Raw genomic sequence first — 20,924 nt, 5'->3', positions numbered from 1 at the left:
GTTAGCCTCCTTTTTGCTCGTTTCCTCAATCTCCCAGTTAACAGCTGTTAACTGGCACTATCTCCCAGCGTCCTTTTTGAAGGACTGGTAAGATTCCTTAATTAGACGATCGAAATTATCATCCAGCCAATCTGCAAATGCCTCTGTGTCCCCAGCCCGTTTGACGGTCAGCGAAACGGATGATTTGGTCGACCTGACGACAGTGCCCGATATCGGGCTGCGTTCCGCAGATCGCGTTTCCTTGGCACCTCGTTTTGACAAGCTTTCGATCACAATTTGCAGACGGTCATCTGATGATGTGCCGTCCGGAACGTTGCTTAATGTTTTGATTATACCCGACTTTGAAACAGCCCCCTGATCAAAGGCCGCGGCCAATGTCATCCATTTAGGGCGCCCTGCCCCGTGGGCCGCGCCGATCAAACTGCCCACGTCGTCTGGAATCAACCGCGCGACGCGTTCCAGCTGAGACAGGGTGTTTTTGCTGATGGACAATGCCTGTTGCGCTTCTTCTCGTGAATGGCCCTGATCCAAAATGGCCTGCGCAAATCGGGCCCGTTCATAAAAGCTCAGATCCTGCCTGCTGGCATTTTCCAAACCCTTTGCGATCAAGGCTTCTCCGTCATCCAATGTTCGGATTAATGCTTTGATTGGGATGCCTAATTGTTGGCATGCCAACACACGGCGACGTCCATAGATGACCTCAAATTTGCCGTCGTGTTGATGCGCTGGACGCAACAGAACCGGCACCTGTTGGCCGCTGGTTTGGATGCTGTCAATCAGGTCCAAAACGTCTTTGTCGGGCGTGTTAACAGCTGTTAACTCCAGCCGATCCTGTGGTCCCCAGGGCAATATCAGCGCGGTATCAATGTCCTGAATACCCCCCAGCCCCGCGCGCACCGAACCAACTGTGCCCTTGGGCAAAGTGCGATGCGCCCGCGATGTTTCTGCGGTTTGGCCAATCGGGGCTTTGCCCTCGGTTGCGGCGGAGATCGCCGCCATAATGCCTGCTTTGTTTCGGTTTAACGCCATCACGCACGTCCCCACGCTTTTTGCACCAACTGGGCAACATCCGCGCCCACTGCATCCATGCTCGTTTTGGCGCGATCATAGGTGCTGCGGGTCATATCCGCGCGGGCAACTTCATAAATCGACATCTTGAGCATCGATGCATCCCCAATCGCCGTGCTGCGCAGCGCCGTCGACGGAATCACTCTGTCCTGAAACAATGCCCGCATGAGCGATACAATCTGTTGGCTTGGAATGTCGCTTGGGTCATCTCTTGTGATCAAAAAGCTGAAAAAGTCGTGGTCCATCCGTACGCCGGTATCTTCGATCACACCGATATAGGCCGACGTCATTTCAATGAATTGCTGCGTCGAAGCAAGGTCGAGCATGCTGGGCGTCATGGGCACCAGAACGGACGTGGCCGCAAATAACCCCGTCAATGTTAAAAACCCGAGGGCAGGGGGGCTGTCGATCACAACGATGTCGTAATTGTTTTCAATTGGCTCTAATGCGCTGGACAAACGTTCAAAGAACGCCGCGCCGCGCCCGGCATTCACGGCGGTTTCAGTCTCGAACTCACTTAGAATCAAGCGGGCAGGGGCCAAATCAAGACCCGGAAAATACGTATCAACAACCACATCCGACATCGGCAACGGGTCTTCGTAACGCAGGGCGTCATAGATGGTCGGACCGTCAAATTCCAACTCGGTTTGCAGACCGCAAAATCCGGTCAAACTGCCCTGCGGATCAAGATCAACCGCTAGCACACGATAGCCACTTAGGGCGAGATAGTGACACAAATGAATGGTGGCGGTGGACTTTGCCGACCCGCCTTTGAAATTCATGAGCTGAATAACCTGAAGCTTGTCACCTTTGCGCCGACCGGGGACATATTTGCCCGGGCTGCGCGACCCCGCCTCCAGGGCTTGGCGCATCGCCCAGATATCGTCACCAGAATAGGACCGTCTGCCACCTTTGTTGACATCTGGCTCTGGCAAGGTGCCGTCGCTATGGCATTTACGCAAAAACTGGCCAGACACACCCAACAGCGCAGCAGTCTCTGTTGCACTGAAAAGCCTCAGTTTCTTACGTTGATCTGGTGCATAAACCTGTTCTAAATGCGTGGTTAATGCCGTCTTAAGGCGTGCCGCCATTTGCTCGGTCACATCAGACTGAGAAGAGGCAGAGATGGGGGCCGTTTGAAACATGGTTGCTCTTTTCCCGAATTTTGTTGCTTATTTGCGCAACTTGATACCGTTAGGCAGCGATTCACTGAGCTAAGTCAAGAAAAATGTCTATTGCTGGCAGGGCAGGGGCCAGAATCCGCAACATATGCCAATCCTTAGCACATATAAACATGAGCAAGTTCAGCATGTTTTTGAACCTCATTGCCTGCACGGACGCAATACTAGGCCGGATGGTGGCGGGGCAGGGGGGCTTGGACGATGGCTTGTAGCTGCGCGGGATGGGGTTGCAATTGATCAAAAACACGCAACGTCTTAGGCTGAGCCTGCCCGGCGGGGGGCGGCTATAGCGATGCAAAAACGCGCCGGGTTGATCACGATGGATCAAGCCAGAAATGACGACGGATTTAAGGACTGAATATGACACAAAAACCACTTGCTTTGATCACGGGTGCCGCCCAAGGGATCGGATATGCCTGCGCAGAAGCCCTGATCGAAGACGGCTTTGACGTGATTTTGTCAGACATCAACGCAGAAGGTGTGATGGCCTCAGCGCAATCGCTGGGCGCGGTGGCTGGGATTGTTTGCGACATGGGCGACCTCGATCAGATCGAGGCGATGTTTACTCAAATTGCCGCGGACCACCGCCCGTTGAATGCGCTGGTCAACAATGCCGGGGTTGCGATGCCCGGTGATTTTTTGAGCTACGACATCGACACATTCCAACGGGTGATCGACATTAACCTGCGTGGGGTGTTTGTGGCCACGCAGCGTGCCGCGCGCGACATGGTTGCGAACAAAATTCAGGGTGCAATTGTGAACATGTCGTCGATCAACGCTCAGGTCGCTATTCCGGCCATTCCGGCCTATTGCGCCTCAAAGGGGGGGGTGATGCAATTGACCAAAGTTGCAGCATTGGCCCTGGCCAAAGACAACATCCGCGTTAACGCTGTTGGCCCCGGTTCCATTGACACCGAAATGATGGCGGGCGTGAATGCAAACCCCGACGCTTTCAAAGCGGCGATGTCCCGCACACCGCTGGGACGTCCCGGTTCCGCGCGCGAAATTGGCGATGTGGTTGCGTTTTTGTGTTCCAAAAAATCAAGCTATATCACCGGCGAAACCATCTATGTGGATGGTGGGCGTTTGGGGCTGAACTATACCTGTTAGCGTTGGCATCGCGGGTCATTTCACCCCCGGGGCGGGGTTACTCTGCCTTGGCGGTGAACAAATCCTCGGTCTGAGGATGTGCCGCCTTTAGGCAGGTGACAAATTCCTGGGTTTTGCGGTCTGGTTCCGGTTTTTTGCGGGTGATGGCCGCGAAAACACTGGTATAGCGCGCATCGGGCAGATTGATTGGCCGCACGGTCCCTTTGCGTATAAACGTTTCGGCGACGTGATCTGCCAAATATCCCAGATACCGCCCGGATTGGATCAGCAGCGACAGCGCCTCTTCTTCTTGGACCCGCGCGGCCCGAAGGAGTCCAAGCTTCTGGCTCGCCTTCATGTTTGGGGAGTTGAAACCGTAGCCAGCATATTTGTGGTCTTCTAATGTGATGTCGGCCTTTGGCGCGTCAAACAGCGCATGACCTTCGCCGCAATATAACGTCATATGTTCCCGGTATAGCGGCGTATAATGCAGCAGGTTTGATTGGCGATGCACCGGCACAATCGCAACATCCATCGATCCGTCCGACACCCGCGCCTCTAGCGCGCTGGGGGGATCAAGCGCGATTTCCAAGGAAACTTCGGGGGCGATATCGTCGAATTTCTGGATGGCTGTGTGGATATGGGCGTTTGGGTTTGTGCTGGATTGATCAAACAGCCCAATCCGCAATGTGCCGGTCAAATGGGTGTGGATATTGTCGATTTCCGATTGGAATCCATCAATAGAGGCCAAAAGTTTTCGCGCAGATTCAAGGACTTGTTCCCCTTCTCGTGTCAACGAAAACCCAGACGGTCCCCGGTTGCACAATTTTAATCCGATCCGCATTTCCAGATCGGAAATGTGTTTGGAGATCGTGGAACGCCCGATATTCAGTTCCAGTTCGGATGCCGCAAATCCACCGCATTCTGTGACGGTCAAAAATATCCGAACCAAGCGGATATCAACATCGCTCAGGCTGCGGAGCATTGCGCGTTTGGCCATGATAGGTTTCCAGTTAATGAAACTATGCGTTAAAACGTTTCAGGTTATAAAACATTAACCAATCTTTATTGTCACCCCATCACGCGCGCAAGGCGCGTCAAAAAACGGGGAGACCAAAATGTCAATTCAACCTCCATTATCGGATCTTCCGATTAAAACCGCAGATAGCGGTTTTTATCGGGGGTTCAGTGTTAATGTTACAGTCGTCAGTAAAATTATCATTTCCGCACTTGTTGTATGGTGCATCGTGTGGCCCACGCAGGCTGGCAATGTGCTGGGCGCGTGGAACACTGCCATTCTGGCGCAGTTTGCGGCTTGGTATATCTGGGTCGTTACGGCGTTTGTGATTGTGTGTATCGGGCTTGCAATCTGGCCAGCGGCTGGGCGGCTCAATCTTGGGGCCGATGGCGAAAAACCCGAATTTTCCAATTTCTCTTGGTTTTCGATGATGTTCGGCGCCGGGATCGGTGTGGGCATGTTGACCTGGGCCGTGGCTGAACCGGTGGCGCATTTCAAAAACAACCCTTCGGTGATCCAAGGCATCACAACAGCGCTAGACGTCGACAATGTGCGGACTGCCTATGTCTGGTCCTACCTGCATTGGGGATTGGGCGCATGGGCCTGTTACGCGATTGCCGGTCTGGCATTGGCGTTCTTTAGCTACCGCCGTGGTTTGCCGCTGACAATTCGGTCGTCGCTGACACCGTTGTTTGGGAAATCCCTGTCAGGCAATTTCGGTCACTTGATCGATATCGTAGCCGTTGTGGCCACCATTTTGGGCGTCGCACAAACGCTGGGCTTTGGCGTGGAGCAATTTGTTGCCGGCCTGACCCGGATCGGTATTGGCGGGCTCGCCATGGAGGACGGATCCGCCACAACGATGGGGATCATTGTCGCTTTGGCTGTCATCATGGGCGCGTCGACATTGTCTGCGCTGTCTGGTGTGGGCAAAGGCATCAAATGGCTGTCCAACATCAATATGGTTCTGTCCATTTTCCTGCTCAGCTTCTTTATCATTTTTGGCGCGACCTTCTTTGGCGCATCCGCATTCTTTGTCGGCATCTGGGATTATCTGGTTGCGCTGCCTTGGCTCAGCGTCAACGTCTACAGCTCTGACGGTGTCGAAGGGTCCGAAGCGTTCCTGCTGACACAATGGCAAGGCTGGTGGCCGGTGTTTTACTGGGCTTGGTGGATTGCATTTGCACCATTTGTGGGTCTGTTCCTCGCACGGATTTCACGGGGGCGTTCCATTCGTGAATTCGTATTGGGTGCAATGATTGTTCCGTCGCTGATGTGTTTTGTTTGGTTCGCTTGGGCCGGGGGCACTGCGATCGATCTGGAACTGAACGGGGGCGCAAATGGCGTGATCCTGAACGCGGCCAATGGTGACAAAATCTTTGCCATGACCGAATTCATGCTGGCCCCAATCGCCGAAGCGTTGGCCTGGATCATGGCCGTGATCATCGTGGTTCTGTTGATGACGTTCCTTGTGACGTCTGCGGATTCTGCGGTTCTGATCGTGAACACCATCAACGCAGCAGGTGACGAAGGTCCAAAGTCGCGTCCACATATCATGTTCTGGGGCGGTGCGCTGGCGCTTGTTGTTGGGGGATTGTTGATTTCCGGCGGTACCGGAGCCATCCAGACCGCCATGGTCATCGGAGCATTGCCGTTTTCGGTGGTGATGGCTTTGATGTGTGTCGCCCTGATCAAGGCAATCTGGAATGATGGCCGCCGCGAAGCACTGGGTGTGGCGACAACCATTGATCCTGAAACTTCGGTAATGCCCGCAGAATAAGGACTAAAAACGGTGAAAGGCCCGGCATTTGTCCGGGCCTTTTGCGTTTGAGGGGGTGTTATTCGCCCCGTGGGAACCGTTGGTTTTCTTCGACGTCGTTCAGGTCCATATGGTTGCGCATGAACCGTTCGGACGCTTTGCGAAGGGGCTGATAGTCCCATGGGTAATAGGCCCCGTTTCGCAAAGACTCATAAACAACCCAACGCCGCGCCTGTGACCGGCGGACTTCTTGGTCAAACCGCTCCAGATCCCAGCGCGCATCTGCCTTGGCGCTTAGATCACCCAATGCTTCTGCATGGGCCGGATCCGTTGCCAAATTTGTCAGCTCATTTGGATCTGATTTCAGATCAAACAACATGTCCGGATCCAGGTGGCACCGGACATATTTATAGGTCCCTTCGCGCAGGCAAACCACAGGCGCATACGATGCCTCTGCCGCATATTCGATCGCCACCGCTGAACGGTCTTTGTCCCCATTTGCCACGTCAATCAGGCTCTGGCCTTCGGTCCATGGCTGGACATCCTCCATGCTGACCCCGGCCAGATCCGCCAAGGTCGGGCAAACGTCGATGGCGGATACGGGCGCTTCGATCAGACCCGGTGTCACGCCCGGTGCAGAAATCATCAACGGAACGCGTGCAGAGCCTTCGAACATGCTCATCTTAAACCAAAGACCCCGTTCCCCCAGCATGTCCCCATGATCAGACACAAACAGGATCGCCGCCTCTTGGCGGGTGCGGTCCAGCACGTCCAGAATTTCACCGATTTTGTCATCCAAATAGCTGATATTGGCAAAATAGGCGCGTCGGGATTTGCGAATATCGTCGTCTTTGATGTCAAAGCTGCGCCAGTCATTGGCATCAAAAATCCGTTTGGAATGGGGATCGTGATCGTCGTAATCCATCGCTGGGATTTCAGGCAGCAAATGGTCGCAATCTTCGTAGAGGTCCCAATATTTTTTGCGCGCCACATAAGGGTCATGCGGATGGGTAAAGCTGACCGTCACACACCATGGCCGATCATCATGGCCGCGCGCCAGATCGTATAATTTCGCACAGGCATTAAAGGCAACTTCGTCGTCATATTCCATTTGGTTGCTGATTTCCGCCACACCCGCACCGGTGACGGATCCGAGGTTGTGATACCACCAGTCAATCCGTTCACCGGGTTTGCGATAGTCAGGCGTCCAGCCAAAATCAGCCGGATAAATATCAGTGGTCAGGCGATCCTCAAAACCGTGCATTTGATCCGGTCCGACAAAATGCATTTTACCGGACAGACATGTGTAATAGCCCGCGCGGCGCAAATGGTGTGCATAGGTCGGCAAATCCGCCGGGAATTCGGCCGCATTGTCGTAAACCCCCGTCACAGATGGCAGCTGCCCGGACATGAAACTCGCCCGACCGGGCGCACAAAGTGGAGAGGCGGTGTAGCAGTTTTTGAACCGGGCAGAACGTTCGGCCAACCGTTTTAAATTGGGCGCATGCAGCCAATCGGCGGGGCCGTCGGGGAATAATGTGCCGTTTAGTTGGTCGACCATCAAGACGAGGATATTCATCCAAAATACTTTCTAGATTTGAAGTGAAAGGAAACAGCAGGCTTGTACCTGATGTTAGAAACCTGCGCCGATCGGATCGGCGCAGGATAGATTTTACGAAGTGGATTCAACGTTGTGCGTTGTTTCCAAACCTAATTCTTGGCGCTTTCCATCTTTGTAGATCGCTTTGATCAGCGCAATCCACATCAACACCATAACCAAAGAGAAGGGCAACGCGCCAATCACCATCGCGGTTTGGATGGCTTTCAGGCCGCCAACCAACAGCAACGCCGTGACCACTGCCCCCAGCGCCACACCCCAGAAAATGATATGCGGGCGGGCTTTGGGGCCTTCATCGCCCGCGGCGTTGATGGTGTTGACGATCAAAACCGCGGAATCCGCCGATGTGACCAGATAAGTCATGAGCAAGACCACAATGATCACCGCCATGCACCATCCCAGCACATCCCCCAACATCAATCCGGTCATCGCAAAAATTTTGTCCCCATCCGGGGCGCCGAAAATCGCGCCATTGGCCTGGCCGGACAATTCCATCTGAATTGCCGTTCCGCCGGCAAAGGAAAACCAGACGAAACACATGATGGCGGGAACAATCAATGCGCCCAAGACAAATTCGCGAATGGTGCGACCGCGCGAAATTCGTGCCAGAAACAGCCCAACGAAAGGCGCAAATGCGACCCACCATGCCCAATAGAACACGGACCATGCACCTTGCCAGTTTTCCAGATTATCCGCGACGCCTTCGGTTCCATCGCCCGAATACACGGTGAACATCATGGACGGCAAATTGAGGATATATTCCCACATCCCAATGAACAGCGCCTGAATTCCGAACCAAGTCGCCCCAAACAACATCAGGAACGCCAACAAGAAAATGGACAGGCCCATATTGATATTGGACAGCCATTTGATGCCTTTACCAACGCCCGATAGCGCCGACAAAGTTGAGGCACCCATGATGATGACGATCGCCACGATAATGCCCAACGATGATGCGGTGCCATCTTCGGTGATCAGCCAATCGCCGATCCCGATCCGGCTGAGGCCTGCAACGAATTGTTCCACCCCAAAGCCCAAAGTCTGGGCAACGCCAAGCACCGTGGCGATCACGGCGACAATATCAACGATGTTGCCCAAAACGCCGGACAGTTTATTCCCGAACAGCGGCGTTAATGACGACCGAATGGTCAAAGGAAGCCCGCGGCGATAGGCAAAAAACGCCAATGCAAGCCCGGCAATGGCATATGATGCCCATGCCGAGAACCCCCAATGCAGATAGGACCATTGATAGGCATTGATGAAGTTTTCGGGCGTGCCGCCTTCGACCAGGCCTTGAATGACTTCTGGGTTGTTGTTGAAATGATAGACCGGTTCAGCCACGGCCCAGGTCAACATGCCCACACCGATCCCGGCGCCAAACATCATCGAAAACCATGAAAAGTTTGAAAACTCCGGCACGTCATCTGCATGGCCTAGTTTCAATCGGCCCGCCGTTGGCCATAGGGCCAGCAACATGCAGACGATCACAAACGACGCCATGACATAGATGTACCATGTGCCAAAATTAGACAGAATAAAGCTGTTCAAGCCCGACAACACCGCTCCGGCCTGATCTGGAAAGGCAACCGCCCAAATAACAAGCGCGCCAATGGCGAGTTTCGAGGTGACCGTGACGTTGACACTAAAGCCCGAATAAAAGCCGGAATCGGCCGTTTCGATGGGCAAATCAGTAACTGGTGGTTTCATGTTCCCTCCCGGAATTTTGCGGCTCTCGCTTCGAGTTGCACGTCAAAGATGGCCGTCTTTCATAGATTTTCTCTATGACCGGACCATTATGATTGAAACAAAACCTCAAATGTAGTTTGATTTTGGTATGACCGACATCGGAAAAAACTATAGCATCTTTTCTCGCAATGCGGCGGATCTATGTGGGTTCATGCTGGTATGTGAACATGGAAAATTGTCCGCGGCCGCAAAGGTTTTGAAGATCACCCAACCCAGCCTGAGCCAGAGGATCAAGAATCTGGAACTGACATTGGGGCAACAATTGTTCGTGCGCCAATCGACGGGTGTGACCATGACCCCGGCCGGGCTGGCGCTGCATCATTCTCTCAGCGCTTCGTTTGGCGCGTTGGTCACGCAATTTGGCGAATTTCTGGACCAACCCAAAACCGACCGGGTTGTTTTATCTGTGGATCATGCCTTTGCGTCCTTCTGGTTGCTGGAACGGCTGCCGCAACTGCGCGAAGAGCTGGGCCAGACCGACATTTGCATTATCACCTCTCAGGATCCGTTGAAGCCACAGGGGGCTGACCCGGACATCACCATCTATATGTCCAATCAAGAACAGGCCGATCCGGGATCAACCCTGCTCTTTAACGAAGATGTCTGCGCGATTTGCAGTCCGTTCTTTTTGGCCAAACATCCCGAATTACAGACCCCGGCGGATTTGTTGGATCCTGCCGTGCCATTGCTGCATCTGAACGCGCCCACGCTTGAAACGCCATGGCTCAGCTGGGGGGGATGGCTGCGGGGCTTGGGGATTGCAGTGAACCATGGTGTGCCGCAGACGGTTTTTAACACATATGAAATGGTGATGCGCGCAGCCAAGGGCGGGCAGGGGGTCGCGCTGGGATGGCGTGTTTTGGTGGATCCACTGTTAGAGGATGGACAGATTGTTGAGCTGATGCCGCATCACGTACAGACAAATGTGGGCTATTTCGCCCGACTGGCTGCGAACCCCAAAACCCCCAAGGCACACGAAGTGCAAAAGTGGATAATCGCGCAAACCGCGCAAGCTCACTGAATGCTACAATAGACAATATAATTATCAATTGTAAAAGATAGGGCCGGCGTTATACTGCCCCCAACGCGATCGACTTATCTGGAGAATGGCATGAATATTATAATGGTGCTTGTGGACAGTCTAAACAAGGAATGCCTGCGCACATATAATCCGGATACAATTTGCAAGGCCCCGAATGTACAGGCTTTGGCGGATCGCGGGCATGTCTTTGATGACCATTATGTCGGCAGCTTACCCTGCATGCCGGCGCGCCGTGAAATCATGGCCGGGCGCAAAGAATTCCTTTGGCGTCCATGGGGGGGCATGGAGGTTTTTGATCCGCGTATGCCCAAAGAAATCGCCAAAACCGGTATGAACACCGCAATGGTAACGGATCATTATCATTATTGGGAAGAAGAGGCGAACGGCTACATGCAGGGCTTTGGCAATCTGCAATTGGTCCGCGGTCACGAAGTCGACAGCTGGAAAATGCACGACCCGAACCAAGACGATCCGCCATGGGTGAAGAACGTCATGAAATACCGCGCGGCCGAACATATTCGTCAATACGCCGCCAACGTAAAAGACTTTGACGGTGAGGCGGATTATTTCGCACCCAAAGTGTTCCAAGGGGCGATGGATTGGCTGGACGACAATGCCGAGAAAGGACCGTTTTTCCTGCAGGTCGAATGTTTTGATGTGCATGAACCGTTTGAGGTCCCCGAACCTTATGCCAGCATGTACACGGACGGCGACAAAGATGATTACAACATCTGGCCGCCCTATCAGGTCTATGACGATCTGGAACGGTTCATGTCCGAAACCACCCCAGAAGAGCTGGCATTCCTGAAGGCGCAGTACATGGGCAAAGTCACGATGATGGATACGTGGCTGGGCAAGTTTATGGCCAAGATGGATGCCTTGGATCTATGGGACGATACGATGGTTGTGTTCACAACCGACCATGGCCACGATTTGGGGGAACGTCGCGCCTTTGGCAAACAATTCCCGCATTATGACAGCCATGCCAATATCCCCATGATCGTTTGGCATCCCCAGAATCCGGGGCAGGGCAAACGGGTTTCCGGGTTGACGCAAACGGTGGATCTGTTTGCCACCCTGATTGATGCAGCTGGGGGGGATATCCCGGATGCAAACCGGCACGCCAAATCGTTTCTGCCGATGATCACCCAGGACGCTCAGAGCCCCCACGAAGCGCTGATTTACGGCACGTTTGGCCAGGGTCTGTGTGTGACGGACGGGGATTACACCCTGTTTCGGGCGCCAATCAAAGACAAACCATTATTCACCTATTCAACGGCGATTTTCAGACCTTTGATTGTCGATAATCCCGTGGATGGCCGGGTTGGCAAACCCCCAGAACCCCCCGCCGAACAGGGCCTGTTTGATACATCGGTGGATTTGCCTTTGTGGAAAACCCCGATTTCCATCGATCCGCGCACCTATGAATGTTTCCTTTATAATCGCGCCCAAGATCCCGCGCAGGAACACAATCTGTGGGACAGCGACCCTGATCAAAAACGACGCATGTTGCGACTGGCGCGCAAATTGATGGATGCCGAAGGATATCCAGCCGAACAATTGGACCGATTGGGCATGACCGACGCCGATCTCGAAGCTGCGTAACCTTTGACGGCGTCAGAACTTGCCCCTGAACAGGCATCGGCTGTGACAAGACGCCCATGATGGTCTATTAGTTTTGCACCGCTCGCTTAGGTCGGCGGCTGCAAACCTAGCCATCACGGAACTGTTCGTCATGACCATCGAAACCTACCCGGGCGGAACGCTCTTTTTTGTCTCTGAGCAGGGTGCACCCCTCGCGACGGATTGCACAAAGCTGAAAACCATGCTGATCTGGTAGGTTCTAGGTTTCTCTGTCAAAGGCCACCCGAAACCCACAATTTGACGCGCCGTTATCGGCTTGTCGTCCGCTGCGCGCCGCGATGCGATACCGCCAACAGGTTGAGGCATGACATAAAAAAGAGCCGCCTTTTAGAACGCGTTCATTGTCTTTTTTGGCCAGCTGATTGCGTTTCTTGGCCTTGGGACTGACAGAGCGAATTTTAAACGGATCGTCACACCATTCCCAGACATTGCCGGACAGATTATACAATCCCGCCGCGTTTGGCGGGAAACTCTGGGCGGGGGCCGTGCCGTAAAATCCGTCCGCTTGGGTGTTGTGATCGGGGAATTTACCCTGCCAGATATTGCAATGCCCGGCATTGGTATCGCTGGGTTCATCATCCCCCCAAGGATAACGTTTTGGCTCTGCCCCGCTGCGGGCGGCATGTTCCCATTCCGCTTCGGTTGGCAATCGCCCACCCAGCCAGTCCGCATAGGCGCGCGCATCGTTCCAAGACACATGCACAACCGGATGATCAGGCCAACATTGCCCGTCACTGTCCGGCCCCAGAGGCCTGCGCCAAGTTGCGCCGTTTATCGTGTTCCACCATGGCAATCCCGGGGCCTGTTGCGCGGTCGGTGTATCCATCAACCCACGAAACACAAACGACCACCCATAGGTTTCTGCATCCGTGACATACTGGGTCGCGGCGATAAACTCGGCGAAATCGGCATAGGTCACGGTCGTCGATCCCAGCCCAAAAGACGCAAGCGTTACCTTACGGGCCGGGCTTTCGCCGTCGGTCTTGATTTCAGGCTGGTTGGTGCCGATATGGCTTTTGCCGCCGTCAAACCAGATGATGTCAAAAGATGTTTTTTGCATTTACCCGAAGTGGCATGCGGTGTGTGGTTTGTCAAAAAACGGCCGCGCCCCCTAGAGCGCGACCGATCAGGGAAAGAACCTGATTATAACGCTTCTGCTTTGACCAACGAATGCACATCTTCGACACGGGCGGTGTCCAGATCGCTTTCTGAGATCCCGAATTCCTGCTGCATCAAGGATTCAATGCCGCGCACCATGGCCGTTGCATCCAGACCGTAATACCGCATCAGATAGGGCCGCGATCCGCCATGGGCGTAGGTGTCGTTCAGACCCAACCGCACAAGACGTTTGCCAACACCCGCATCGGCCATCGTTTCGGCAACCAATGATCCGATGCCGCCTTCGGTGACGTGATTTTCAAGCGTAACCACACCGTGTTTCACAGATGAAATGTGATCCAGCAAAGCCTTGGAATCAAAGGGTTTGATCGTGTGCAAATGCAGGTGACGGATCGACAGGCCTGCCTTTTGCAACGCAGAACGCGCGCGCATTGCCTCTTCTGTGCAGATGCCGGATGTGACCACAAGGATGTCATTGCCTGAGGACAATTCGCGCATTTCGCCGACCTTGATTGGGGTGTCAAACAATCGCGGCACGGATCCGCGCAGAACCCGGCACCAAACGGGGCCATCGATACTGTCTGCGGCTTCGCAGATGCTCTCAACTTCGGTGGCATCGCCGGTTTCAAGGATGGTCATATTCGGGATCGACCGCATGACGGAAATGTCTTCTATTGATTGGTGCGTCATGCCGCCGGGTGTGGTGACCCCGGGCAAAAACCCCATCAGCCGGACCTTGCGCCGGGGATAGGCAATAGACGCCATCAGCTGATCATAAGGGCGGCGATACATAAACACCCCAAAGGTATGGATAAACGGGCGAAACCCAGCCAGACCCAGCCCCCCGGCAAAGCTCAGCATGTTTTGTTCGGCCATACCCATCGACAGGAACTGATCCGGGTGGCGATCGCGAAAACCGTCAATTTCACAGGACGACGTCAAATCAGCGCTGAGGCACAGGATGTCTTTGTTTCCGGCGGCGAATTTTTCAAAGGCCGAGGCGTAGGGGCGGGATACCATTTCTACCATGTCTCAGGCTCCTTAATGTGCGTAATCAATGGGATCGACACCAAGATCTTTGGCAATCGATACATTCATGCGGGCGCGTTCGTCTTCGGATTTGAACCGGACATAATGCAGACGGGGGAATCGCTCTTGTAGGATTGGCATCGCGTTATAGGGATTGGTGCGGGCCAGAATAATCAGCGGTTTGCCGTCGTGTTTTTCACGGGCGGCGTCGCGCATTGCGGTCAAATCATGCCCGTCAATTTCGATACAGGCCGCGCCAAAGTTCTGGAATTTGGTTTTGATATCACCGACTTCCATCACGCTGTCCATCGCGCCGTCACATTGCTGATCATTCACATCCATGATGGCAAACAGGTTGTCGATGCCATGATGGGCGGCCGATTGCACGGCTTCCCAGGTTTGGCCTTCTTGTACTTCGCCATCTGACATAAAGACCCATGTACGGCCCGCATCGCCCCGCAGTTTGCGCCCATAAGCCAGCCCCGCGCCGGTGGATAGGCCGATGCCCAATGTGCCGTTATGCACCTCCATGCCGGGACTGTGTTCTGCGCCGATCATTTCCACGCTAGAGCCGTCTTTGTTAAACATATCCAGCCCTTCGGGGGCCATTCGACCCACTTCGATCAATGTTGCATAGGCGACCAATGCGTAATGCGCCGGGGCAATAAACAGACGATCAAATTCCGGGGTGGCCGGGCCGTTATACCCTGCACCTGTGTGGTAATCTGGGTTGCTCGCAGAGGGGACGCCTTCGAAATCTTTGGGGATCATCGGCAATGTTGGCGCGCCCAGGTTCAGCTCTTCGTTATAAAGCCAAGCCAGCTGTTCGCCCGCTGAACACGCCTGAGACAGATAGCCCCCATTGTTTCGCATGGAATGTTCAAAAACACGGCGACGGATGCCCAGTGCGACCTCTTCAGTGGTCTTTTCGTTGCGCATTGCGCGACCTCCTATTCAAAAAATGAGGAATTCGATATTGTCCAATTGCGTAACATATGACATATTAGTTTACAAATGTAAAAGTGAATTATCTTATGACGCATCACGACGGCCACTCAAAAACGTTAAAAACCGTGGCGCATTGGGGCGGGTATGAAATCCGCGATTCAAAGGATGGCGCACAGCTGGTGCCCAATCCAGGCGACACAACACCATCGGTTATTGGCCGCGGCTGGCAATCGGCGATGCAGGACAAACGCACCCGCATTTTGCAACCGGCTGTGCGCGCGGGCTGGCTAAACGGGGATGCAGGGGCGGCGCGTAATGACGATGCGTTTGTGGCTGTGCCCTGGGACGAAGCGCTGGATATGGCCGCCGCTGAAATTGCCCGCATTGCGCGGGATCATGGAAACACCGCGATTTTTGGCGGTTCTTATGGCTGGGCCAGCGCGGGGCGGTTTCATCATTGCCATTCGCAATTGCGACGGTTTTTGAACCTCGCGGGCGGATATGTCGGCCAAAAAGACACCTATTCACATGCCGCCGCCGAGGTTCTGTTTCCCTATATCACCGGCATGACCAACAAAGAGACCGAAGAAAACGCAACCAGTTGGCCCCTGATCGCGGATAATTGCACGTTGCTTTTGGCCTTTGGCGGGGTTTCCGGCCGCACCGCGCAGATTGCGTCGGGGGGAACGTGGACGCACGAGGTGGACGATTGGGTCAGCCAAGCCGCAGAGAATGGCATGCAAACGATCAATGTATCGCCGCTTAGGTCCGATTATCAGAGCCAAAATAGCACAACTTGGCTGTCCATCCGACCGGGCACGGATGTGGCTTTGATGCTAGCACTGGCCTATGAATTGGTCCGCAATGACCTGCAGGATCAGGACTTTCTGGATCGATACACAACCGGCGCGGACGTTTTTATCAACTATGTCACGGGCCAATCTGACGGCATCGCCAAATCCCCAGATTGGGCGGCAGATATCTGTGACATCGCGCCGGGCGATATCCGGTCCCTGGCCCGCAAATTGGCCGCGCATCGGGTGATGATTTCTGTCGCTTGGGGGGTGCAACGATCAGACCACGGCGAACAACCGATCTGGTGCGCCTTGGCGCTGGCCTGCCTATTAGGGCAGATCGGCCAGCCGGGTCTGGGTTTTGGATTTGGGTATGGGTCAACGGCACCACCCGGCCGACCCAAGCGATTTATCAGCTGGCCCGCCATGCCGCAGGGCCGCAACCCGGTCAAAGATTTCATTCCCGTTTCTCGGATCGCGGATATGTTGCAAAGCCCGGGCGCGACTTATCGGTATCGGGGGGAAACGCGGCATTATCCCGACATCAAACTGGTCTATTGGGCCGGTGGCAATCCGTTCCATCATCATCAGGATTTGAACCAGCTGGAAACCGCGTGGCAGAAACCTGAAACGGTGATCGTGCAGGATCACAGCTGGACCGCAACCGCCCGGCGTGCGGATATTGTTTTGCCCGCGACTTCGCCGCTTGAACGTGAGGATCTGTTTCTAAACCGCCGGGATCCAAACCTGATTGCCATGCGCCAATTGATGCCCCCCCTTGGCGAGGCGCGACATGACCACGACATTTTCAGCGCCTTATCCCAGCGGTTGGGATTGCGGGACCAATTCACCGAAGGACGTGACGAAAACGGTTGGAAACACTGGATGTGGACCCAATGTCAGGCCGTGGCCCAGTCCGAAGGCTTTGAGCTGCCGTCCTATGAAACATTTCAACAGACGGGCCATTTTGTCATCCCTGACCAGGAACAGTCGCGCATTCTATTCAAAGACTTCATCACCGATCCTGTCAAAAACCCACTTGCGACTCCGAGCGGTAGGATCGAACTCTTTAGCCAACAGATCGCCCAGATGAACCTGCCTGATTGTGCCGGTCATCCAAAATGGTTTGCCCCGCAGGAATGGCTGGGCGCCGCAAAACCCGGCCAATTGCATCTGATTTCCAATCAGCCAAACACGCGCCTACACAGTCAGTTGGACAACGGATCAGAAAGCCGTGCGCGCAAAATTCAGGGCCGCGAACCCTGTCATCTGCACCCGGACACATGTGCGGCGCTGGGGCTGCAAGACGGCGACATCGTGCGGCTGTTTAATACGCGCGGGGCCTGCCTGTCGGCGGTGAAAACGGATGCGCAAATGCGGCGTGATGTGGTTGTTCTGCCAACCGGAGCATGGCTGGATATCCAAACAACCGGGGCAGGGCGCCTGGATGTGCATGGAAATCCCAACATGCTGACAATCGACAAAGGCACGTCAGAGCTGGCGCAGGGCAACATCGCACATACCGCGTTGGTATCGGTTGAAAAATGGACGGGTGCATTGCCGGATATCCGCGTCTTTGACCCGCCACGATTTGCGCCCATGCGCCCCCCTCATCAAGGAGACACAACATGACGCCGCTTTGGCTTGGAATTGATGTCGGAACAACGGCCATAAAGGCGGCGCTTTATGGCGCTGACGGTGTTCAGGTCAGCTATGGCGAATGCGCAAGTGACGTCGCAACGCCCCAGCCCGGCCAGTCCGAACAGGATATGGACCAAGTGTGGCAAGGCGTGTGCCGCGCGGTGAAACAGGCGGTGCAATCAGTGGATGTTGCCCGAATAGAAAGCGTAGGATTGGCCGCGCAGGGTGATGGTTTCTGGAGCCTTGATGCCGATGGCCGCCCCAATGGTCCTGCGATTTTGTGGAATGACACGCGCGCGGCCGCCAATCTGGCGGAGCTCAGCGCGGCTGATCTGGCCGTCATTGCGCAGGCCTGTCACACGTCTTTGTGGCCCGGAACCGTTGGGCCAATCTATCGCTGGCTCAAACAAAACGCCCCAGAACGCGCGCAGAATGTGGCCCATATCATGCATTGCGCCGGTTGGGTTGGCTATTGTCTGACCGGTCACATGGCGGTGGATTTTTCAGATGCCTCTATCCCGTTTTTGAATTTGCACGATGGTCAAAGTCATGATGGCCGATATTCAGACAGCGCGCTGGCGGCATTGCGGGTCAGCGACTTGAAATCAGCCCTGTTGCCCCCTCAATCAGCGCAAACGCAGCTGGGATTGATATCTGCCAAGGCCGCGTTGGAATGTGGCCTGCCCGCGGGCCTGCCTGTTTCTGTCGGCACGTTGGATTTATCCGCCATGATCGTTGGCATGGGCATGGATCAGCCCGGCGATACAATGATGATCCTCGGCACAACGGCCGTGGTTAACATTTTGACCGACAGCATTACCCCAGATGATCGCCCCGTGGGCGCGACGGCATTTCACGCAAACGGCCAGACATTGACGCGCATCCTTGCTCCGACGACGGGGGCTGCGGCCTTTGACTGGTTCTGCGCTCTGCATCCCCAAACATTGGGCGGCGAAACCCCCGCTGAAATCGCAGGCAAATTAAATGCCTTGGCCAAAGACGTGCCAGCGGGCGCAAATGGGGTCACGTTTCTACCGCATCTAAACGGGGAACGCGCCCCGTTTGTGGCACCGGACGCTACCGGCGTGTTCTTTGGTCTGCGCACCACCAGCACCAAGGCAGATATGGGGCGCGCCGTTATGGAAGGCACGGCCTTTAGCCTGCGTGATTGTTATATGTCGGAATGTGGCCACCTGCCCAAAACAACCATTCGGCTGACCGGTGGCGGGTCCAAAAATGCGCTTTGGTGTCAGATCATCGCGGACGTCATGCAAATCCCCATAGAAGTCAGCGGCGCGTCCGACCACGGATTGTGGGGCGCGGCCTGTTTAGGGGCGGCGGCCAATGGCAAAGGCATCGCCAGCCAGATCGCCAAACGCACCGAACAGAGCATCGTCTATGATCCAACCCCCGCACATGGTCCGGCCTATGACGCGGCTTTTGCGACTTATCGAACTCTTTCAACAGCGGCCCAATCGCTTTGGACTCAACCCTCTAAGGAAATGCAATGACCAACATGATGAAAGCCGCCGTTTATCACGCGCTTGATGATATCCGCCTCGAAGAGCGTCCGGTGCCGGAAATTGGCCCCGAAGAAGTGCTGCTCAAGACGCTGGCATGTGGCTTATGTGGTGGGGAAACCATGGCGTGGTACAAAAAGTCCGACCCCAAGGTGCTGGGCCATGAACCCATCGGAGAAGTGGTCGAAGTCGGTGCGCAGGTGACGGATTACCAGATCGGTGACCGGGTTTTCATCAACCATCATGTGGGTCGGGTGGATAGCCATCTGTCGCGTCGGGGACATTTCACACGGGATCCGTTTTATGCTTCAATGAAGTTAGACCCCGGCGGGGTCTGCGAATATTACCGCGTCACGGCCCAGCATTTGCGGATGGATGCCCATAAATTACCGGATAACATTTCAACGGATGCGGCTGTAACGATTGAACCCTGGTCCTGTGTCATGTCCGGGCTAAAAGTGTGCAACATCCAACCCGGCGATACGGTTGCCGTCGTGGGGGCAGGGTTTATGGGGCAGGGGTTTGTCCATCTCGCGCCGTTTTTTGGTGCGGGCAAAGTCATCGCGCTGGATTTTTCTGATTGGCGTCTGGAAAAGGCGAAATTCTTTGGGGCGACCCATACGATCAACCCAAAATCCCAAGATGCCGTTCAGGCGCTACGCGACGCCAATAACGGGCGTTTGGCGGATACGGTGATCGTGATCGCCCCGTTCCCGCAGGCTTGGGCCGATGCGGAAAAACTGGTTGAGGTCGGGGGCACATTGCATCTGGGCGCGCCCTTGGCTCCGGGCACCGATTGGGTCCGCGAAGGCAGCCGGGCCTATTTTGATCAGATCACGATCACGTCGCGCTATAGTTCTGATCACACAGATACTTATAGCTATATTCGCCTGCTCGAAGCGGGGCGGATCAAGGCCGACGAAGCGATTTCACATCGTTTTGACATCAAAGACAGTGCCGAGGCGTTTGAAATGCTGCGCAAGGCCGAAAAATCTCTGAAAATTATCGTATATCCCCATGGGATTCCGGAGGATCAAAAAGATGCTTGAGGCGTTAAAGCAAGAAGTCTGTGACCAGAACCATGAATTGCCAGCCAATGGGCTGGTGGTCGGGTCGGGCGGCAATGTATCAGGTCGTGATCCAGAAACGGGCCTGATTGTAATCAAGCCATCAGGCGTGAAATTCAGCAAACTGACGCCCGAAACCATGGTTGTTGTCGACATCGATGGTAACGTGATCGAAGGCGAAAAGAAGCCGTCCGTGGATACCGGCGTGCATCTTTATATCTATAAAAACCGCCCCGACGTTTTTGGCATCACGCACACCCATTCCCCTTATGCCACGTCATTTGCTGCGCGCGGCGAACGCATTCCAGCGGTGTTGACACCGATCACCCATATGTTGGGGCGCGATGTGCCCTGTTCCCGCTATGCCACCCCGGGCGAAGTTGACACAGGCCAGGCTGTGGTTGACGCCGCGGATGGGGGCTTTGCGGCGCTGGTTCAGGCGCATGGCGTGTTTACGATGGGCACATCAGCAACTCAGGCCACATCGATCGCCATGTATCTAGAAGAAGCCGCAATGACGACGCATCTGGCCATGTGTCGCGGTCCGGTGGACGAATTGCCACAGGAAGAAATAGACCGATGTTTCCAATGGTTCCGCAAGAACTATGGCCAAGAGGGTCAGAAAAAAGTAAACGCATAGG

At 54.7% G+C, this 20,924-nt stretch carries 16 protein-coding genes; 8 read left to right on the top strand and 8 right to left on the bottom strand.

Annotation, left to right across the window (positions count from 1 at the left end; translation table 11 throughout):
• Positions 1 to 57 precede the first annotated feature (57 nt).
• Both repB and repA read right to left on the bottom strand, forming a co-directional pair.
• Positions 58 to 1,029, bottom strand: coding sequence for a plasmid partitioning protein RepB (repB, locus tag AB1F12_RS17515; protein ID WP_368188535.1), 972 nt, complete (start codon positions 1,027 to 1,029; stop codon positions 58 to 60).
• On the bottom strand, positions 1,029 to 2,213 hold the full coding sequence (gene repA, locus AB1F12_RS17510; RefSeq protein WP_368188534.1) for a plasmid partitioning protein RepA: 1,185 nt from the start codon (positions 2,211 to 2,213) through the stop codon (positions 1,029 to 1,031). The genes repB and repA overlap by 1 nt, the downstream gene beginning before the upstream one ends.
• 396 nt (positions 2,214 to 2,609) lie before the next feature.
• Between repA and AB1F12_RS17505 the strand changes: the two genes are divergently transcribed.
• Complete coding sequence (locus tag AB1F12_RS17505) at positions 2,610 to 3,359, top strand: SDR family NAD(P)-dependent oxidoreductase (protein ID WP_368188533.1); 750 nt, start codon at positions 2,610 to 2,612, stop codon at positions 3,357 to 3,359.
• Positions 3,360 to 3,396: 37 nt separating this feature from the next.
• On the opposite strand, the gene AB1F12_RS17500 is transcribed toward AB1F12_RS17505, so the two are convergent.
• The gene (locus AB1F12_RS17500; RefSeq protein WP_368188532.1) at positions 3,397 to 4,338 is read right to left on the bottom strand and encodes a LysR family transcriptional regulator; all 942 of its coding nucleotides are present in this window, start codon (positions 4,336 to 4,338) and stop codon (positions 3,397 to 3,399) included.
• Between the two features lie 118 nt (positions 4,339 to 4,456).
• Between AB1F12_RS17500 and AB1F12_RS17495 the strand changes: the two genes are divergently transcribed.
• Complete coding sequence (locus AB1F12_RS17495) at positions 4,457 to 6,136, top strand: BCCT family transporter (RefSeq protein ID WP_368188531.1); 1,680 nt, start codon at positions 4,457 to 4,459, stop codon at positions 6,134 to 6,136.
• Positions 6,137 to 6,194: 58 nt separating this feature from the next.
• Here AB1F12_RS17495 and betC read toward each other — a convergent pair whose 3' ends face one another.
• Together betC and AB1F12_RS17485 are read right to left on the bottom strand one after the other, a co-directional pair.
• A complete protein-coding gene (gene betC, locus AB1F12_RS17490; protein ID WP_368188530.1) occupies positions 6,195 to 7,694 on the bottom strand; it encodes a choline-sulfatase in 1,500 nt (499 codons plus the stop codon).
• Positions 7,695 to 7,787: 93 nt separating this feature from the next.
• On the bottom strand, positions 7,788 to 9,440 hold the full coding sequence (locus AB1F12_RS17485) for a BCCT family transporter (protein WP_368188529.1): 1,653 nt from the start codon (positions 9,438 to 9,440) through the stop codon (positions 7,788 to 7,790).
• Positions 9,441 to 9,567: 127 nt separating this feature from the next.
• Between AB1F12_RS17485 and AB1F12_RS17480 the strand changes: the two genes are divergently transcribed.
• Together AB1F12_RS17480 and AB1F12_RS17475 are read left to right on the top strand one after the other, a co-directional pair.
• Positions 9,568 to 10,500 carry a LysR family transcriptional regulator gene (locus tag AB1F12_RS17480; RefSeq protein ID WP_368188528.1) on the top strand — a complete coding sequence of 311 codons (933 nt, stop codon included), beginning with the start codon at positions 9,568 to 9,570 and terminating at the stop codon, positions 10,498 to 10,500.
• A gap of 90 nt (positions 10,501 to 10,590) precedes the next feature.
• Entirely contained in the window at positions 10,591 to 12,126 is a 1,536-nt protein-coding gene (locus AB1F12_RS17475) for a sulfatase-like hydrolase/transferase (RefSeq protein ID WP_368188527.1), read from the top strand.
• Positions 12,127 to 12,364: 238 nt separating this feature from the next.
• On the opposite strand, the gene AB1F12_RS17470 is transcribed toward AB1F12_RS17475, so the two are convergent.
• The 3 genes from AB1F12_RS17470 to AB1F12_RS17460 all read right to left on the bottom strand — a co-directional run bounded on the left by AB1F12_RS17470 (position 12,365) and on the right by AB1F12_RS17460 (position 15,252).
• Positions 12,365 to 13,225, bottom strand: a complete 861-nt coding sequence (locus tag AB1F12_RS17470; RefSeq protein ID WP_368188526.1) for a formylglycine-generating enzyme family protein — start codon at positions 13,223 to 13,225, stop codon at positions 12,365 to 12,367.
• A gap of 83 nt (positions 13,226 to 13,308) precedes the next feature.
• Entirely contained in the window at positions 13,309 to 14,313 is a 1,005-nt protein-coding gene (locus AB1F12_RS17465) for a transketolase family protein (RefSeq protein WP_368188563.1), read from the bottom strand.
• 12 nt (positions 14,314 to 14,325) lie between these two features.
• Positions 14,326 to 15,252 (bottom strand): transketolase, encoded by a 927-nt coding sequence (locus AB1F12_RS17460; RefSeq protein WP_368188562.1) that lies wholly within the window; start codon positions 15,250 to 15,252, stop codon positions 14,326 to 14,328.
• 95 nt (positions 15,253 to 15,347) lie between these two features.
• Here AB1F12_RS17460 and AB1F12_RS17455 point away from each other — a divergent pair, with 95 nt between their 5' ends.
• Genes AB1F12_RS17455 through AB1F12_RS17440 form a run of 4 tightly spaced genes read left to right on the top strand, consistent with a single transcriptional unit; the run spans position 15,348 to position 20,923 of the window.
• Positions 15,348 to 17,687, top strand: coding sequence for a molybdopterin-dependent oxidoreductase (locus tag AB1F12_RS17455; protein ID WP_368188561.1), 2,340 nt, complete (start codon positions 15,348 to 15,350; stop codon positions 17,685 to 17,687).
• Positions 17,684 to 19,207, top strand: a complete 1,524-nt coding sequence (locus AB1F12_RS17450) for an FGGY-family carbohydrate kinase (protein ID WP_368188560.1) — start codon at positions 17,684 to 17,686, stop codon at positions 19,205 to 19,207. The genes AB1F12_RS17455 and AB1F12_RS17450 overlap by 4 nt, the downstream gene beginning before the upstream one ends.
• Entirely contained in the window at positions 19,204 to 20,265 is a 1,062-nt protein-coding gene (locus tag AB1F12_RS17445) for an alcohol dehydrogenase catalytic domain-containing protein (protein WP_368188559.1), read from the top strand. Before AB1F12_RS17450 ends, AB1F12_RS17445 begins: the two co-directional genes overlap by 4 nt.
• Positions 20,258 to 20,923: a class II aldolase/adducin family protein gene (locus AB1F12_RS17440; protein ID WP_368188558.1), complete on the top strand. Its 666-nt coding sequence runs from the start codon at positions 20,258 to 20,260 to the stop codon at positions 20,921 to 20,923. The genes AB1F12_RS17445 and AB1F12_RS17440 overlap by 8 nt, the downstream gene beginning before the upstream one ends.
• Position 20,924: the final 1 nt, after the last annotated feature.

The organism is Aestuariibius sp. HNIBRBA575, from assembly GCF_040932005.1.
Lineage (GTDB): Bacteria > Pseudomonadota > Alphaproteobacteria > Rhodobacterales > Rhodobacteraceae > CANLNM01.
The sequence above is the reverse complement of the archived record's forward strand: the minus strand, read 5'-3'. Positions and strand labels throughout refer to the sequence as shown.

Bases quoted from the DNA above. Each gene is read 5' to 3' on its own strand.
- repB (WP_368188535.1), bottom strand. From the start codon at position 1,029: ATGGCGTTAAACCGAAACAAAGCAGGCATTATGGCGGCGATCTCCGCC.
- repA (WP_368188534.1), bottom strand. From the start codon at position 2,213: ATGTTTCAAACGGCCCCCATCTCTGCCTCTTCTCAGTCTGATGTGACC.
- AB1F12_RS17505 (WP_368188533.1), top strand. From the start codon at position 2,610: ATGACACAAAAACCACTTGCTTTGATCACGGGTGCCGCCCAAGGGATC.
- AB1F12_RS17500 (WP_368188532.1), bottom strand. From the start codon at position 4,338: ATGGCCAAACGCGCAATGCTCCGCAGCCTGAGCGATGTTGATATCCGC.
- AB1F12_RS17495 (WP_368188531.1), top strand. From the start codon at position 4,457: ATGTCAATTCAACCTCCATTATCGGATCTTCCGATTAAAACCGCAGAT.
- betC (WP_368188530.1), bottom strand. From the start codon at position 7,694: ATGAATATCCTCGTCTTGATGGTCGACCAACTAAACGGCACATTATTC.
- AB1F12_RS17485 (WP_368188529.1), bottom strand. From the start codon at position 9,440: ATGAAACCACCAGTTACTGATTTGCCCATCGAAACGGCCGATTCCGGC.
- AB1F12_RS17480 (WP_368188528.1), top strand. From the start codon at position 9,568: ATGACCGACATCGGAAAAAACTATAGCATCTTTTCTCGCAATGCGGCG.
- AB1F12_RS17475 (WP_368188527.1), top strand. From the start codon at position 10,591: ATGAATATTATAATGGTGCTTGTGGACAGTCTAAACAAGGAATGCCTG.
- AB1F12_RS17470 (WP_368188526.1), bottom strand. From the start codon at position 13,225: ATGCAAAAAACATCTTTTGACATCATCTGGTTTGACGGCGGCAAAAGC.
- AB1F12_RS17465 (WP_368188563.1), bottom strand. From the start codon at position 14,313: ATGGTAGAAATGGTATCCCGCCCCTACGCCTCGGCCTTTGAAAAATTC.
- AB1F12_RS17460 (WP_368188562.1), bottom strand. From the start codon at position 15,252: ATGCGCAACGAAAAGACCACTGAAGAGGTCGCACTGGGCATCCGTCGC.
- AB1F12_RS17455 (WP_368188561.1), top strand. From the start codon at position 15,348: ATGACGCATCACGACGGCCACTCAAAAACGTTAAAAACCGTGGCGCAT.
- AB1F12_RS17450 (WP_368188560.1), top strand. From the start codon at position 17,684: ATGACGCCGCTTTGGCTTGGAATTGATGTCGGAACAACGGCCATAAAG.
- AB1F12_RS17445 (WP_368188559.1), top strand. From the start codon at position 19,204: ATGACCAACATGATGAAAGCCGCCGTTTATCACGCGCTTGATGATATC.
- AB1F12_RS17440 (WP_368188558.1), top strand. From the start codon at position 20,258: ATGCTTGAGGCGTTAAAGCAAGAAGTCTGTGACCAGAACCATGAATTG.